At 41.5% G+C, this 13,982-nt stretch carries 12 protein-coding genes and 1 pseudogene; 7 read left to right on the forward strand and 6 right to left on the reverse strand.

The genetic code is table 11. The features are described 5' to 3' along the window. Nucleotides 1–14: 14 nt before the first annotated feature. Nucleotides 15–860, reverse strand: a complete 846-nt coding sequence (locus tag JRG66_RS00855) for an MBL fold metallo-hydrolase (protein ID WP_265163845.1) — start codon at nt 858–860, stop codon at nt 15–17. A 257-nt stretch (nt 861–1,117) separates the two neighbouring features. Here JRG66_RS00855 and JRG66_RS00860 point away from each other — a divergent pair, with 257 nt between their 5' ends. Then, nucleotides 1,118–1,483, forward strand: a complete 366-nt coding sequence (locus JRG66_RS00860) for a hypothetical protein (protein ID WP_265163846.1) — start codon at nt 1,118–1,120, stop codon at nt 1,481–1,483. A gap of 22 nt (nt 1,484–1,505) precedes the next feature. On the opposite strand, the pseudogene JRG66_RS00865 reads toward JRG66_RS00860, so the two are convergent. From JRG66_RS00865 to JRG66_RS00875, 3 genes and pseudogenes are all read right to left on the reverse strand, one after another. Further along, nucleotides 1,506–2,702, reverse strand: a pseudogene (locus tag JRG66_RS00865) (IS256 family transposase). A 325-nt stretch (nt 2,703–3,027) separates the two neighbouring features. Further along, a complete protein-coding gene (locus JRG66_RS00870; RefSeq protein ID WP_265163847.1) occupies nt 3,028–3,975 on the reverse strand; it encodes a phosphoribosylaminoimidazolesuccinocarboxamide synthase in 948 nt (315 codons plus the stop codon). A gap of 58 nt (nt 3,976–4,033) precedes the next feature. Continuing rightward, nucleotides 4,034–4,987, reverse strand: a complete 954-nt coding sequence (locus tag JRG66_RS00875) for a PhoH family protein (protein ID WP_265163848.1) — start codon at nt 4,985–4,987, stop codon at nt 4,034–4,036. 107 nt (nt 4,988–5,094) lie between these two features. Between JRG66_RS00875 and JRG66_RS00880 the strand changes: the two genes are divergently transcribed. From JRG66_RS00880 to dnaN, 5 genes are all read left to right on the forward strand, one after another. Beyond that, a complete protein-coding gene (locus JRG66_RS00880) occupies nt 5,095–5,922 on the forward strand; it encodes an SAM hydrolase/SAM-dependent halogenase family protein (RefSeq protein WP_265163849.1) in 828 nt (275 codons plus the stop codon). Between the two features lie 133 nt (nt 5,923–6,055). Beyond that, nucleotides 6,056–6,370, forward strand: coding sequence for a putative quinol monooxygenase (locus tag JRG66_RS00885; RefSeq protein WP_265163850.1), 315 nt, complete (start codon nt 6,056–6,058; stop codon nt 6,368–6,370). Nucleotides 6,371–6,624: 254 nt separating this feature from the next. Beyond that, on the forward strand, nt 6,625–7,359 hold the full coding sequence (gene gldF, locus JRG66_RS00890) for a gliding motility-associated ABC transporter permease subunit GldF (RefSeq protein ID WP_265163851.1): 735 nt from the start codon (nt 6,625–6,627) through the stop codon (nt 7,357–7,359). A 2-nt stretch (nt 7,360–7,361) separates the two neighbouring features. Further along, nucleotides 7,362–9,035, forward strand: coding sequence for a gliding motility-associated ABC transporter substrate-binding protein GldG (gldG, locus tag JRG66_RS00895; protein WP_265163852.1), 1,674 nt, complete (start codon nt 7,362–7,364; stop codon nt 9,033–9,035). Nucleotides 9,036–9,220: 185 nt separating this feature from the next. After that, nucleotides 9,221–10,339 (forward strand): DNA polymerase III subunit beta, encoded by a 1,119-nt coding sequence (dnaN, locus tag JRG66_RS00900; protein ID WP_265163853.1) that lies wholly within the window; start codon nt 9,221–9,223, stop codon nt 10,337–10,339. A gap of 147 nt (nt 10,340–10,486) precedes the next feature. Here dnaN and JRG66_RS00905 read toward each other — a convergent pair whose 3' ends face one another. Further along, nucleotides 10,487–10,825, reverse strand: coding sequence for a DUF4870 domain-containing protein (locus tag JRG66_RS00905; RefSeq protein WP_265163854.1), 339 nt, complete (start codon nt 10,823–10,825; stop codon nt 10,487–10,489). Between the two features lie 275 nt (nt 10,826–11,100). On the opposite strand from JRG66_RS00905, the gene mnmE reads away from it, so the two are divergent. Then, nucleotides 11,101–12,504, forward strand: coding sequence for a tRNA uridine-5-carboxymethylaminomethyl(34) synthesis GTPase MnmE (gene mnmE / locus JRG66_RS00910; RefSeq protein WP_265163855.1), 1,404 nt, complete (start codon nt 11,101–11,103; stop codon nt 12,502–12,504). A 229-nt stretch (nt 12,505–12,733) separates the two neighbouring features. On the opposite strand, the gene JRG66_RS00915 is transcribed toward mnmE, so the two are convergent. Further along, on the reverse strand, nt 12,734–13,879 hold the full coding sequence (locus tag JRG66_RS00915; RefSeq protein ID WP_265163857.1) for a sensor histidine kinase: 1,146 nt from the start codon (nt 13,877–13,879) through the stop codon (nt 12,734–12,736). Nucleotides 13,880–13,982 lie beyond the last annotated feature (103 nt).

A 13,982-nucleotide genomic window follows, 5' to 3' on the forward strand; every position in this document is an offset into this window, starting at 1 on the left:
ACCTGGCAAGGTTTTTATTTTTGACTCGCCTCAACGTACTTTCCATGAGAAGGTATTGCTTTTGTTCTAAAATTCTCAACAAGGTCACGCAGTCCTTCTCTTAAAGCATTTCCCTTCATGGCATTTCCATGCCCTGTAATTGCCACTTTTGGATGGAGCCCGGCAAGTTTCTGCACAGAGTCATGAGCCGCCTTCCAGTCGGTTGTGAGGTATCTTGGAGGCCCATGGATTTCTTCTTTTTGAACGAGGACCTTGTAAAGAGAATCTTGTTTTACTGTAATAAAGGCGTCGCCTGCCAGGAGTATACTGTCTGTTGGTCTGAAAAAGGAAACATGTCCCGGAGAATGCCCGGGAGTATGAATCCACTCCCATTCCGGAAATTCAGGTACTCTTCCATCTGCAGGCAGGGGCTTGAGAAAAGGTTTTATACTTATTGGTTCATGAGGATAGATAGAGGAGATTTTGGCCAACATTCCTCCCTCTACGGATGGATCTGGTTCGGGATAACTTTTTTCCCCTGTTAGAAATGGAAATTCAAAAGGATGTGCATAAACGTTTACCGCCCACTCCTCCAAAAGATCAACCAGTCCTCCTACGTGGTCAAAATGCCCATGGGTTAAAAGAATAGCGCGGGGCTTACTGTCTCTTCCGAATCTTTCTTCTACCACTTTTTTAATTATCCCGGCTGATTTAGGCATTCCGGAATCTACCAGAACCCATTGATCACTTTTCGGAGATCCGATCGTGACGATATTGACGATCTGATTTGTATAGTAAAAAACATCCTTTAACTCCTCCCTTCCATCTCCGGCGGACACAGAAGTAATAGGAATGAACTTTTCATCCTCATTCTTTTCCATTTTTATTTTTAAGTTACATAACCTAAACAGTATCTGCTCTTAATGTTTTTCTAATTCGTCACTACATTAATGTTAAACCCATTTCGTTTCTTCAACGTGGCAGTCAAAAAGCTCCGGATCTGGACAGCGGAAGAAAAATTTTTTCTCAACGCATAAGAAGGATTTCCTCAAGATAATTAACATGGGTTTATGAGTCTCTACCCATCTTCAGGGAATGTTTTTTGGTTAAATTAGAGACAGCAAAAATTAAGGGGGTTTTGGAAGAGCAGCAATATTTATACAGGGTCGAAAAAATTACCCATAGACCTGCAGCCGAAGATAAGATAACTATCATTAAGGAAATACGGGAAAATGACCTGGAACTAGCAAGGATTCTTGCGACCAAGGCTTACCTGGAGGAGCTGGCTGAATTGCAGGGAAAATATTCTCCGGAGAGCTTTAAAAGCTATGACACCAGGAAAGGAATCGGTTATAACTACCAACTGCTCTTAATTAATAATTCAGACAGTGAAATCTACATTGTCGAGACTACAATGGAAAAAATTACACCTGCGGTAATCGCGCAACAGGAAGAAGAAAAAGAAATTTTTCTGACACTATCCCGTAAAGTGTGTAAGTTTTAAATAAAGGGGTTTGACTTTTTATCTAAAGTTGAACCCTTTCTTCGTATATAGTCAAGAACTGATTGAGGACTATTCCCCAGTTTCTAATAGGCACTGACCATTTTTTGGTTGCTTCCCTCAGAGCCAAATATACAGATTTCATTACAGCATCATCGGTTGGGAAGGATAATTTGTTTTTAGTGTACTTTCTGATCTTCCCGTTCAGATTCTCAATAAGATTGGTGGTATAAATAATTCGTCTGATCTCCAGCGGGAACTCATAAAAGACGGTAAGGTCTTCCCAATTGTCTCTCCAGCTTTTTATTGCATAAGAATATTTGGAGTTCCATTTGTTAGCAAAATCCTCTAGAGCAGCTTCTGCGGCTTGTTTAGTAGGTGCATCATAAATGAGCTTCATGTCTTTGGTAAAGGCTTTTTTATCTTTCCAAACTACATATCTACAGGCATTTCTGATCTGGTGCACCACACAAATTTGGGTTTTAGACTGTGGAAAAACATTTTTGATGGTATCGGTAAATCCATTGAGGTTATCGGTAGCAGTGATTAAAATGTCCTCAACTCCCCGAGCTTTCATATCTGTCAATACGCTCATCCAGAAGGCTGCAGATTCATTCTTTCCAAGCCAAAGACCAAGAACTTCCTTTTTACCATCTCTTTTGAGACCTACAGCTATATAAATCGTCTTGTTGACTACTTTGGAGTTCTCTCGTACTTTAAAGACGATTCCGTCCATCCAGACAATCAAATAAACGGGCTCTAAAGGACGATTTTGCCAGGCAACGATATCATTGCTGATTCGGTCTGTAATTCGGGAGATAGTAGAAGTAGAGACATCAAAGCCATACACCTCAGAGATTTATTCTTCAATATCACTATTGCTCATTCCCTTGGCATACAGCGATACAATGACATTTTCGATGCCATCAATCATGTTCTGCCGCTTGGGAACAATCATAGGATTAAAGGATCCATCCCGGTCCCGGGGAACCTTTACAGTGTCTTCACCAAAAGAACTCCGAACCTTCTTTTTAGTATAGCCATTCCTGGTATTTCCAGATCCAGACTTCTGGTGCTTATCATAATCCAAATGGCCATCCAGTTCACCTTCAAGCATTTTCTCCAATCCACGTTTTTGAAGTTGCTTGAGAAAACTACTAAGTTCTTCTCCTGATTTAAACTGTTTTAAAAACTCATCATCGAATAGATCTTCTTTTTTCATTACTGTGTAAATATTAGTGCCTGGAATTTGCAGGCAAGGTTAAAAAAATATGGGCGTTCGCAAACCCCCATATTTTCTACTTACACATTTTTTGAGATAGTCCCTTAAATGGTAAAAGGATACCACTGGCTATAAACTCCAGATATCCAGAAGTTGATCCCAAAGATATTGATAGATCGGACAGAGTTTAATTTACAGACCCGAGGCAATTTCACCAGTAGTGTTGCTGACTTTGTGACCTATCTTGAAAAGGAGTGTACATCCCTGACATAGGTTGCAAACTAAACTTCTAACTTCGTATTTCTAAAATCTAACTTCTTCAATCCTAGCTGCTAAGAAACTCCAGAACATTTCTCTCGATTCGCTCTTCAATATTGGAGATATCGGCTTTGATGAATTGTTCTCCTGTGATTTGTTCGTAAAGCTCAATGTACCTATCTGACACCGAATTAATGTATTCATTGCTCATCTCCGGAATTTGCTGACCTTCTTTTCCCTGGAAACCATTCTGAATAAGCCATTGTCTCACAAATTCTTTAGAGAGCTGCTTTTGTGGTTCTCCCGAAGCTAACCTTTCAGAATATCCTTCAGCATAAAAATAACGGGAAGAATCTGGGGTATGTATCTCATCTATGAGTACAATCTCGCCATTTTTGGTCTTACCAAATTCATATTTTGTATCTACCAGGATGAGCCCGTTTTTCTTAGCGAGTTCGGTTCCGCGAAGAAAAAGTTGTCGGGTATAGATTTCGAGCGTGTTGTAATCTGCTTCAGAAACAATTCCTTTTTTCAGGATTTCTTCGCGCGAAATATCCATATCATGTTCCCCTGAATCTGCCTTGGTGGTAGGCGTAATAATTGGGGCCGCAAAAGCTTCATTTTCTTTCATCCCTTCAGGCATATGTACCCCACACAAGCTCCGTTTTCCGCTGGCATATTCCCTTGCCGCATGGCCGGTGAGATATCCTCTTATCACCATCTCTACCTTAAAGGGCTCGCAGCTCTCCCCAATTGCCACGTTGGGATCGGGTGTGGCCTGTAACCAGTTGGGCACGATATCTTCTGTAGCCCTCATCATTTTTGTTGCCAGCTGGTTGAGAATTTGTCCTTTATAAGGTATTCCTTTTGGCATTACAACATCAAAAGCCGAAAGCCTGTCGGTCACGATCATGACCAGCCGGTTATCTTCAAGAGTGTAGACATCCCGTACTTTTCCTTTATAAAATGATTTCTGACCCGGAAAATTAAAATTGGTAGCGGTAATAGTGTTCATCTAAATAGGTGATTATATGGAAAGATCCCACTGGCGTGGGATCTCAAAAATGACATTTTTATTCGGCGTTTTCTATTCTTTTGTAAGCGGCGATGATCTTCTTCACGAGCTTATGGCGAATCACATCTTTATCGTCAAGGTGGATTATTCCCACCCCATCAACATCCTGTAAAACGAGAATGGCTTCTTTAAGTCCCGAAATCACCCTTTTTGGAAGGTCAATTTGGCCGGGGTCTCCAGTTACCATAAACTTTGCACTCTTCCCCATCCGGGTGAGGAACATTTTCATCTGTGCGTGAGTAGTATTTTGGGCTTCATCGAGAATTACAAAAGCATGGTCTAGGGTACGGCCACGCATAAAAGCAAGGGGAGCGATTTGAATCACCCCTTTTTCAATGTAGCTTTCCAGCTTCTCGTGTGGGATCATATCGCGCAGCGCATCATAGAGCGGCTGCATGTATGGATCGAGTTTTTCTTTTAGGTCACCGGGTAAGAAACCGAGGTTTTCGCCTGCTTCTACCGCAGGCCGGGTAAGGATGATCCTTTTAACCTGTTTCTCTTTCAAAGCCTTAACTGCCAGGGCTACTCCAGTATACGTCTTCCCCGTACCCGCGGGACCAATGGCAAATACCATATCATTCTTCTTCATAAGCTCCACGAGCCGACGCTGATTGGCTGTTTGGGCACGAATCATTCTGCCACTCACGCCGTGAACCAGCACTTCCCCGCTTTCGTTAGAAGTTTCATAGTCTTCTTTACTCTCACTGGTAAGTACCCGCTCTATGGAGTTTTCATCCAGACGATTGAATTTTCCGTAGTGATCAATCAGCATATTGAACCTCCTGTCAAATTCCTCAAGCATCTCTTCGTCCCCGTAAATGCGAAGTTTATTGCCCCTTGCCACAATTTTAAGCTTTGGAAAATACTTCTTTAAAAGCTCGATATGTGAATTTTGTTCCCCAAAAAAATCTCTGGGACTTATTTCAGAAAGTTCAATGATAAGTTCGTTCAAAAGCGACCGGATTAAATTTAAAAAATGACTTAATTATCTTTAGATTTGCATTACAAACTTAGCTAAATAAAGGTTTAAGTTAGGAAAAATATTATTAGAAATTGCCCATGGCCATAATTACCTTAACGACAGATTTTGGGGAAAAAGATCATTTTGCAGGGGCAGTTAAAGGAGCGATTTACACCGAGGTACCCTCGGCAAAGATTGTAGACATCTCCCACTCCATCGCCCCGTTTCATATTACTGAAGCCTCTTACATCATTAAAAACGCCTACAGAAGCTTTCCTGAAGGCAGTATTCACATCATTGGAGTAGATTCTGAGCTTACGCCTGAAAACAAACATATTGCATTAAAACTCGACGGGCATTATTTTATTTGTGCCAACAATGGCATCCTCTCTCTAATTGCTTCGGAATATGTTCCCGAAAAGATTGTTGAGATCAACATTCACGATAAGGTAGAGAGTAATTTCCCGGTTCTGGATGTGTTCGTGAAAGTTGCCGGACACCTGTCAAGGGGCGGCACCCTGGAAGTTATTGGAAAATCAATCCCCGGAATAAAACAACTGAAGGAAATGGAACCCCTTATCAATCCTGAAAAGAACCAGATCAAGGGGAATGTGATCTACATAGACAACTACGGTAATGTGGTTACAAATATTCCGAAGAAACTGTTTGAAAAAATTGGCAAAGGCCGAAAGTTCAACATGCGCGCCAGAACGGCTACTTTTACTGAAATCTACAACACCTATAGCGAAGCCATCAATTTTGACACCGACATGATCAACCGGGAAGACGGTAAAAAACTGGCCATCTTTAATTCGGGCGGATATATCGAACTGGCTATTTACAAAAGTAACCCAAGTACGGTGGGCAGTGCATCGACCCTCTTCGGACTGGAATATAGAGATACGGTGACAGTGAATTTTATGTAGGTGTGAGATTTGAGACTTGAGATATGAGACGTAATATTTGAGAAAAGAGTAAAGAATCAAGAGACAAGAGACAAGAGTCAAGACTTTTGTCTGAAACCAATTTGAAATTTGGTGCTTATTAATTGATAATTGAATGTTTGTAAGAATCGTAAAAATGACGTTTGCAGCTTCAGAAACTGAAAATTTTCAGAAGTTGTTCCAGCAGAATAAAGAAAAGATCAGAGGCTTTGAAGGTTGTGAGTTCCTGGAACTCTATCGCGACAAGAACAATAAAAACATCTTTTTTACGTACAGCTACTGGCAGGATGAAGCGGCACTGGAAAATTATCGCACATCATCCCTTTTTAAAGAGGTATGGAGCGAGACTAAGAAAATGTTTGCAGGAAAGCCGGAAGCCTGGTCTGTAGAGAAATTGTGGACAAGCGAACCAGTAGGCAGTGCGCAGTAGAGAGTTGGCAGTGGGTTTAAGGTTCAAGGTTCAAGGGTTAAGGTTTAAGGTTTAAGGTTTAAGGTTCAAGGTTCAAGGTTTAAGGTTTAATAGATTAAAATTTGGAATTTGAAATTTGAAATTTTTACATTTTACAATATTCAATATCCCTTATAAAATTAAAGATAGAGCTAAAAAAATTGGATTGGAATTTGGTGCTTGAAATTTGAAATTTTCAATTATACAATATTCAATATACATTATACAATAAAAAAGTGTTTGCTATATTAAAGAAAGAAATAAACGCATTTTTCGCCTCTCCCACAGGCTACCTTGTCATAGGACTTTTTCTCGTGCTGAACGGGCTCTTTCTCTGGGTCTTTAAAGGAGAGTACAATATTCTTGACAGCGGTTTCGCCAGTCTCGAACCTTTCTTTACTCTTGCCCCCTGGATCTTTTTATTTCTCATCCCGGCAATTACCATGAAGAGCTTTTCCGAAGAAATAAAACAGGGTACTTTAGAGCTGCTTCTCACCAAACCCCTAACCACCATTGAGCTGGTATTGGGAAAATATCTCGGCGCCCTTGTTCTTGTCCTGCTGGCCATCCTCCCAAGCCTGCTGTATATTGCCGCCATCTGGTATCTTGGCAGCCCTAACGGGAACCTTGACAGCGGCGTTATTTTAGGATCTTATTTTGGACTCATCTTTCTCGGTGCCTGTTATGCGGCCATCGGGATTTTCGCCTCTATACTTTCCCCAAATCAAATCGTGTCATTTATCCTAGCCATTTTTCTTTGCTTTATCGCCTATTTTGCCTTTGAAGCCCTTGCAAATTTAAATGTGTTTGGCAGCGGGAGTTTTGGCATAGAAGACCTGGGGCTCGATGCGCACTATGAAAGCATAAGCCGTGGCGTGATTGACACCCGGGATGTTATTTATTTTTTAAGTTTCATTTTTCTCTTCCTGGCCCTTACTACTTTTAATCTCAACAAGAAAAAACAATCCTGAAAATGAACCCTCAAAAATCACATTTTTGGAAGGTATTTTTGTTGCTGCTCGCCATCATTGGGGTTAATGTACTATCCTATAATTTCTTCGGAAGGTTTGACCTCACAGCCGATAAACGTTACACTTTATCTGAAGCTTCAGAAGAAATAATCTCAAAAGCTGAAGCCCCCGTGATTATCGACGTGTTTCTGGAAGGAGAATTTCCTCCCGAGTTCAGGAAGTTACAGGCAGAGACCAGGCAGCTGCTCGAAGAATTTGCAGCTGTGAATCCGCAGATCACTTACAGGTTTACCAATCCGCTTGAAGAAGGGGGAAATGCCAATGAAATAGCCAGTCAGTTTTATGAAATGGGCATGACCCCGGCACGTATCAACGTGGTGGAGAACGGCCGAACCAGTGAAGCCATTGTTTTTCCGTGGGCCATGGCCAACTTCGGAAATAAATCGGTTGCCATTCCTTTGCTGAAAAACCAGTTGGGCGCAACTACCGAAGATCGCGTGGCAGCCTCGGTACAGCAACTGGAATATGCCTTTGCCGATGCCTTCTCGAAGCTACTGGAGCCAAAACGCAAAAAAGTAGCGGTAATGCGCGGAAACGGCGAACTGGAAGACAAATACATAGCCGATTTTATAAGAAAGATCCAGGAATACTACTTTATAGCCCCTTTCACCTTAGATTCTGTTGCTGTAAACCCTCAACGCACGCTAAACCAGCTAAGTGAATACGACCTGTTAATTGAAGCCAAGCCCACCGAGCCTTATACTGAAGCCGAAAAACTGGTGCTGGACCAGTATCTTATGAACGGCGGAAAACAGCTCTGGCTGGTAGAACATGCCGCGATGGAGACCGACAGCCTTTTCACCCCTGCCGGAAGCGCTTTTGCCCTGCCCCGAGACCTTAACCTGGGAGATTACTTCTTTAAGTATGGCCTGCGCATAAATCCGGCGCTGGTAAAAGACCTTTATTCGGCGCCAATTATCCTGGCCACAGGATCGGGCAATAACGCCCAGTTCAATCCGTATCCGTGGTTCTATTTTCCACTTTCCTCCTCCCCTTCCACCCATCCGGTGGTGACCAACCTCGAAGCAGTAAAATTTGAGTATGCCAACCCAATCGACACCCTCCAAAATGACATTGACAAAACAGTACTTCTGGCGACTTCACCAAGATCGGCGGTAGCTGGGCTTCCCCGGGAAATTAGTCTGGAAGAGATAACCGCAGAGCCAAATCCTGCTGAATTTACTGCAGGCGAACAGCCTCTTGCCGTTCTATTGGAAGGGAACTTCAGTTCGGTGTATGACAACCGGATATTGCCCTTTCAGCTCAATAACTTCCGAAGTAAAAGTGAAGGGACAAAAATACTGGTGATAAGCGATGGCGATGTGATTAAAAACCAGTTGCAGCGCGGCGAGCCTTTAGAGCTGGGTTTTGACCGCTATACCGGCACAACTTATGGGAACAGGGAATTTTTACTGAATGCGGTAAATTACCTGCTCGATGATCGCGGGCTTATCAACATTAGAAGCCGGGAGGTGAAAATCGCATTTTTGAACCCCGAAAAGGCAGAAAAGGAAAGAACTTTCTGGCAAATGTTCAATATTGCCCTTCCGCTTGGCCTGTTGGCCGTGTTTGCAGTGCTGTACCGGGCAATAAGGAGGAAAAAATACGTCAAGTAGCAGCGCAACTTCAGGAAAGCTTCGGTTTATTAACAATTTCAGGATCTTAAAAACATAAGCTGCTGAAAATGACATTTTTGAGAGGTATTTTCAACGATTTCCTGTTAATAAAAAATAACAAGAGCCTTGATGCCTTTTGAAGGATTAAGATATATTTGTATCAAGATTAACTTATTACGAAGCCAATGAAATTTATTGTATCGAGCACATATTTGCTGAAACAGCTACAAATACTTGGAGGTGTGATTAACAATAACAACACTCTTCCTATTCTGGATAATTTTCTTTTTGAATTAAATCATGATGAACTTACCGTTTCTGCGTCAGATTTGGAGACCACAATGTCGGCCAAACTTTCTGTAGAATCCGATTCTGAAGGAAAGATCGCCGTGCCCGCGCGCCTGTTACTCGAAACCCTAAAAACCTTTCCGGAACAGCCGCTAACATTTGTAGTGGAAGATAACAATACCATTGAGCTTAGTTCCAACCACGGGAAGTATGCCCTGGCCTACGCCGGCGGTGAAGAATTCCCAAAGGCGGTGAGCCTGGAAGAACCAAGCAGCACCACCATTGTGGGAGATATTCTGGCAACTGCCATTAGCAAAACCATTTTTGCTTCGGGGAACGATGATTTGAGGCCTGTGATGAGCGGCGTATTTTTCCAGTTTACGCAAGACAACCTTACTTTTGTAGCTACAGATGCCCACAAGCTGGTAAAATATTCGCGAAACGACATAGCGGCTTCTCAAACGGCAGAATTTATTATGCCTAAAAAGCCTTTGAATTTGCTGAAAGGAATCCTTTCGGGTTCAGATTCTGAAGTCCTTATAGAATACAACGAGTCAAACGCACGTTTCACTTTTGAAGACACTACCCTGGTTTGCCGACTCATTGACGGGAAATATCCTAATTATGAAGCAGTAATTCCGAAGGAAAACCCTAATAAACTGGTAATTGACCGCGGACAATTTTTGAGTTCTGTAAAAAGGGTCTCCATTTTCTCAAATAAGACCACACACCAGGTTCGCCTGAAAATTGCCGGTGCAGAGTTGAACATTTCTGCGGAAGATGTAGATTACAGCAACAAAGCCGAAGAACGCCTTACCTGTTCATACCAGGGCGATGATATGCAAATTGGATTTAATTCCCGTTTTCTTACTGAAATGCTGTCAAACCTCAATGCAAACGAGGTGCAGCTTGAGATGAGCTTGCCAAACCGTGCGGGAATTCTTACTCCTGTAGACGGATTGGATGATGGAGAACAGGTCACCATGCTTGTGATGCCCGTGATGCTGAACAACTAAGAAAACATTGGCAGAAAATTCGTCTGCATAAAAAATCTTTAAAATACTTCTGAAAAATGGCATTTTTCAGAAGTATTTTTTTGTGGCAGGTTAACTGTCTTCCAATAATTGAAGCTATTGCTTCTTACCCGCCCATGCTTATCTTTACTACTTCAGGATCTGAATAGATAACGGGTAGGACGGAATTTCACCATTACTTACCTTAATCGCATTGAGGATTGGAAAGACGATGGCGATAATTCCGATTCCGAAAAGCAGTAAAATTCCGATTCCAAACAACAGGATAAGCGGAATGGCAAGGATAGAATAAATAAAAATAGAGATCTGGAAGTTCAGGATCATTTTTCCGTGAGCATCCATTCCCAGTACTTTATCCTTCTGCGTAAGCCAAAGGATGAGCGGAACAATAAATCCGCCTATCCCTGTCATTAAATCCAGTAACTGGCTAAGGTGCGTGAGCATTAATAATTGCTTGTCTTCTCTCATGATTGTTGCTTTTGAATATTCCATTTTGATTTGATTGATGGTTACTTTGTATTGCAAGGTACTAAAAAGACGAATAAAAAATTCAATTGTTACAAATATTTACATTTTAAAGAAATGCTGAACCACCTAGTAAAGATCAAAAACTAAAAAAACCTGTCACTGATTATTTGTTGGTTTGCAATAGCTCGATCAATGTTCGGAGCTTTAAATTTTACAGCTTTTTGATTGAGTAATATCTACTACCCCGTCTAAAGTCTATTTAGTATTTTTGCGGCATGAAATTGAACGACAATATTGTAGCCCTTGCCACACCTTCGGGAGCCGGTGCCATTGCCATTATAAGAGTTTCAGGTCCAGATGCCATAGCACTTGTAGCTCCCATTTTTAAAGCAAAAAGCAAAAAGAACCTTTTAGATCAGCCTTCGCACACGCTGCACCTGGGAAATATTACAGACGGGGAACGCATTTTAGACGAGGTGCTAGTGTCTGTTTTTCACGGGCCAAAATCATATACCGGTGAAAATACTATAGAGGTTTCGTGCCATGGGAGCCCATATATTCAGCAGGAGATTATTCAGTTGTTGATTAGAAGGGGTTGTCGTTCTGCTGAAGCCGGGGAGTTCACTTTACGCGCTTTTCTAAATGGAAAGATGGATTTGAGCCAGGCCGAAGCTGTGGCCGATCTAATTTCTTCGGAAAATCAGGCGAGCCACCAGATGGCGATGCAGCAAATGCGCGGCGGATTTTCTAATGAAATTCAGAAATTAAGACAGGAGCTCCTCAATTTCGCTTCCCTTATAGAATTGGAACTCGATTTTGCTGAAGAAGACGTTGAGTTTGCGAATCGCGATGAATTCCGCAAGCTGGTTAGCCGTATTCAGAATGTGCTGAAAAGACTCATTGATTCCTTTGCCGTAGGTAATGTGTTGAAAAACGGGATTCCGGTAGCTATTGTGGGCGAGCCTAACGTAGGGAAATCTACGCTGCTAAATGCCCTTTTAAACGAGGAACGGGCCATAGTCTCGGAAATTGCCGGCACTACCCGGGACACCATTGAAGATGAGATCTCGATTGGCGGCATTGGCTTCAGGTTTATTGACACCGCGGGAATACGGGAAACCGAAGATGTGGTGGAAAGTATCGGGATCAAACGGACATTTGAGAAAATCTCTCAGGCGCAGGTGGTTGTTTTTCTGCTGAATGCAGAAAAGTTCAAGGTTCAAGGTTCAAGGTTCAAGGTTGAGATTGAAAAAATTAAGAATCAATTTCCGCAGAAGCCTTTAATCATTGTTGCCAATAAAGTAGATCAGTTATCTCAACCTCAATTAGAGCAACTCGCTGCCACCCTTAGTGGAGTCGAAGGATCTCAATACCTGCCCATTTCAGCAAAATCTGGTGAAGGCGTCGAAGAACTGCAACAAAAGCTACTACAATTTGTCAACACCGGGGAGCTCCGAAACAACAACACGATCGTCACCAACAGCAGACACTACAACGCGCTGCTTTCAGCCTTAGAAGAGATCAATAAGGTGCAGGATGGATTAAACCATAATCTTTCCGGCGACTTATTGGCAATAGATATTCGGGAGGCGCTGCATTACTTCGGAGAAATCACCGGCGAGATCACTAATGACGATCTATTAGGAAATATTTTTGCTAATTTTTGTATTGGCAAATAAATAGGAGACTTATAGCAATCCCGGAGTTTTCAGGTAACCAACTCCACAAATTTTTCACTAACTATATACAGGTAGGTATAATTTTATTAAAAATGCACGCATAATAGTAAAAGCATACGATCCTATATTTTCCGAGTAACACTATTAATATGACTCTTTCCAGTAGTCGAAATGCAGTTAGAAAAATGTGTACAATCCTGAATTAATCTGATCATACCAAAGCATCTTTTTAGCCGCGTTTTTTCTCATAAGTAGGCTTAAGAGGAAGGCTAACGGTAAAGGTTGTTCCTTCTTCTCTGTTACTTTGAACATCAATTTTCCCCTCATGGCCTTCGACAATTTCCTTTACAATAAGCAGACCGAGCCCAAAACTCTTTTCCTTACCCGGTTTTCCATTGCTCCCTGAAAATCCGCCGGTAAAAATTTTCTTCCGAATTTCTGCAGGAATAGGTTCACCATTATTATGAACACTTAGAAGAGCTTTTTCTTTTTCTTCAAAAATATTCACATGTACCTCCCCTCCTGAATCCCCATGTCTTATAGCATTAATAATCAGATTACTTATCATCTGCTCTACCCTTAGAATGTCCCACTCTCCTTCTACCGGTTGAGGAGCATCAAGTAGAATATTAGCTTCAGGATAAGCTAACTGTAATTCATCCACAATTTTCTTAGTATGTTCCTGAAGGTCATAAGTGGATTTTTTGGTTGTCATGCCAGTTCCCAATCTCAGTTCGTTTAATTCCAGCAGGTTATCAATTAATTCCGTCATTCGTTTTAGGCTTGACTGGGATAAATTGAGTGCTTTCTTCTCCCTTTCAGTTTTATTCTCTGAAAGATTCAAAATCGCATTTGCTCCCTTGACAGTAGCAATGGGGTTACGCAGATCATGCCCTAAAATCCCCAGAAATAAATTTTTGCTTTCATCCAGTTTCGTCTGAAAACGATCAAGAGAAATCATCCAGATTTCATCTATGGCTTCATTAAAACGAATCATGTCATGATAATCTGTTTCCCAGTTCTCTTTACGGCTTTTATGAGACCACAAACGAAGCACACTAGCTCTTAACGCGCGAAATTCAGAACTCAATTGCATAAAATTAAATCCAAAATCCAGTCGCTGCTCCCCATGAGCTGTAGCTGCTTCTTTATCACCGGAGGACATTTCCTTATTACCCTTGGATTTTTCTTCCTGCTGATCATTTGTCTGGGGGGTCTCCATATCTTCTGCAATTCTGGTAAGAATACCTTTAATGTGATCTATAACCTCATCAAGGTCCATTGTATTTGTACATTCAATGTTGTCTTGAGCATACTTTATCCATTCATTGATAATTTCCTCCTTGTGTTCCTTGATAAAAGCTGATAACTGCATAAATTTTCTTTTGCGGAAAAATATTTATTAAAGGGGTTAGATTTTTTTGTTCTATCTGATATTCAAAACCTGAATAAAAAGCAGCGTTTTATAAATTATATCT

It is taken from the genome of Salinimicrobium tongyeongense, assembly GCF_026109735.1.
Lineage (GTDB): Bacteria > Bacteroidota > Bacteroidia > Flavobacteriales > Flavobacteriaceae > Salinimicrobium > Salinimicrobium tongyeongense.

Coding starts and splice junctions, on each gene's coding strand:
- JRG66_RS00855 (WP_265163845.1), bottom strand. CDS start 860: ATGGAAAAGAATGAGGATGAAAAGTTCATTCCTATTACTTCTGTGTCC.
- JRG66_RS00870 (WP_265163847.1), bottom strand. CDS start 3,975: ATGAACACTATTACCGCTACCAATTTTAATTTTCCGGGTCAGAAATCA.
- JRG66_RS00880 (WP_265163849.1), top strand. CDS start 5,095: ATGGCCATAATTACCTTAACGACAGATTTTGGGGAAAAAGATCATTTT.
- JRG66_RS00885 (WP_265163850.1), top strand. CDS start 6,056: ATGTTTGTAAGAATCGTAAAAATGACGTTTGCAGCTTCAGAAACTGAA.
- gldG (WP_265163852.1), top strand. CDS start 7,362: ATGAACCCTCAAAAATCACATTTTTGGAAGGTATTTTTGTTGCTGCTC.
- dnaN (WP_265163853.1), top strand. CDS start 9,221: ATGAAATTTATTGTATCGAGCACATATTTGCTGAAACAGCTACAAATA.
- JRG66_RS00905 (WP_265163854.1), bottom strand. CDS start 10,825: ATGAGAGAAGACAAGCAATTATTAATGCTCACGCACCTTAGCCAGTTA.
- mnmE (WP_265163855.1), top strand. CDS start 11,101: ATGAAATTGAACGACAATATTGTAGCCCTTGCCACACCTTCGGGAGCC.
- JRG66_RS00915 (WP_265163857.1), bottom strand. CDS start 13,879: ATGCAGTTATCAGCTTTTATCAAGGAACACAAGGAGGAAATTATCAAT.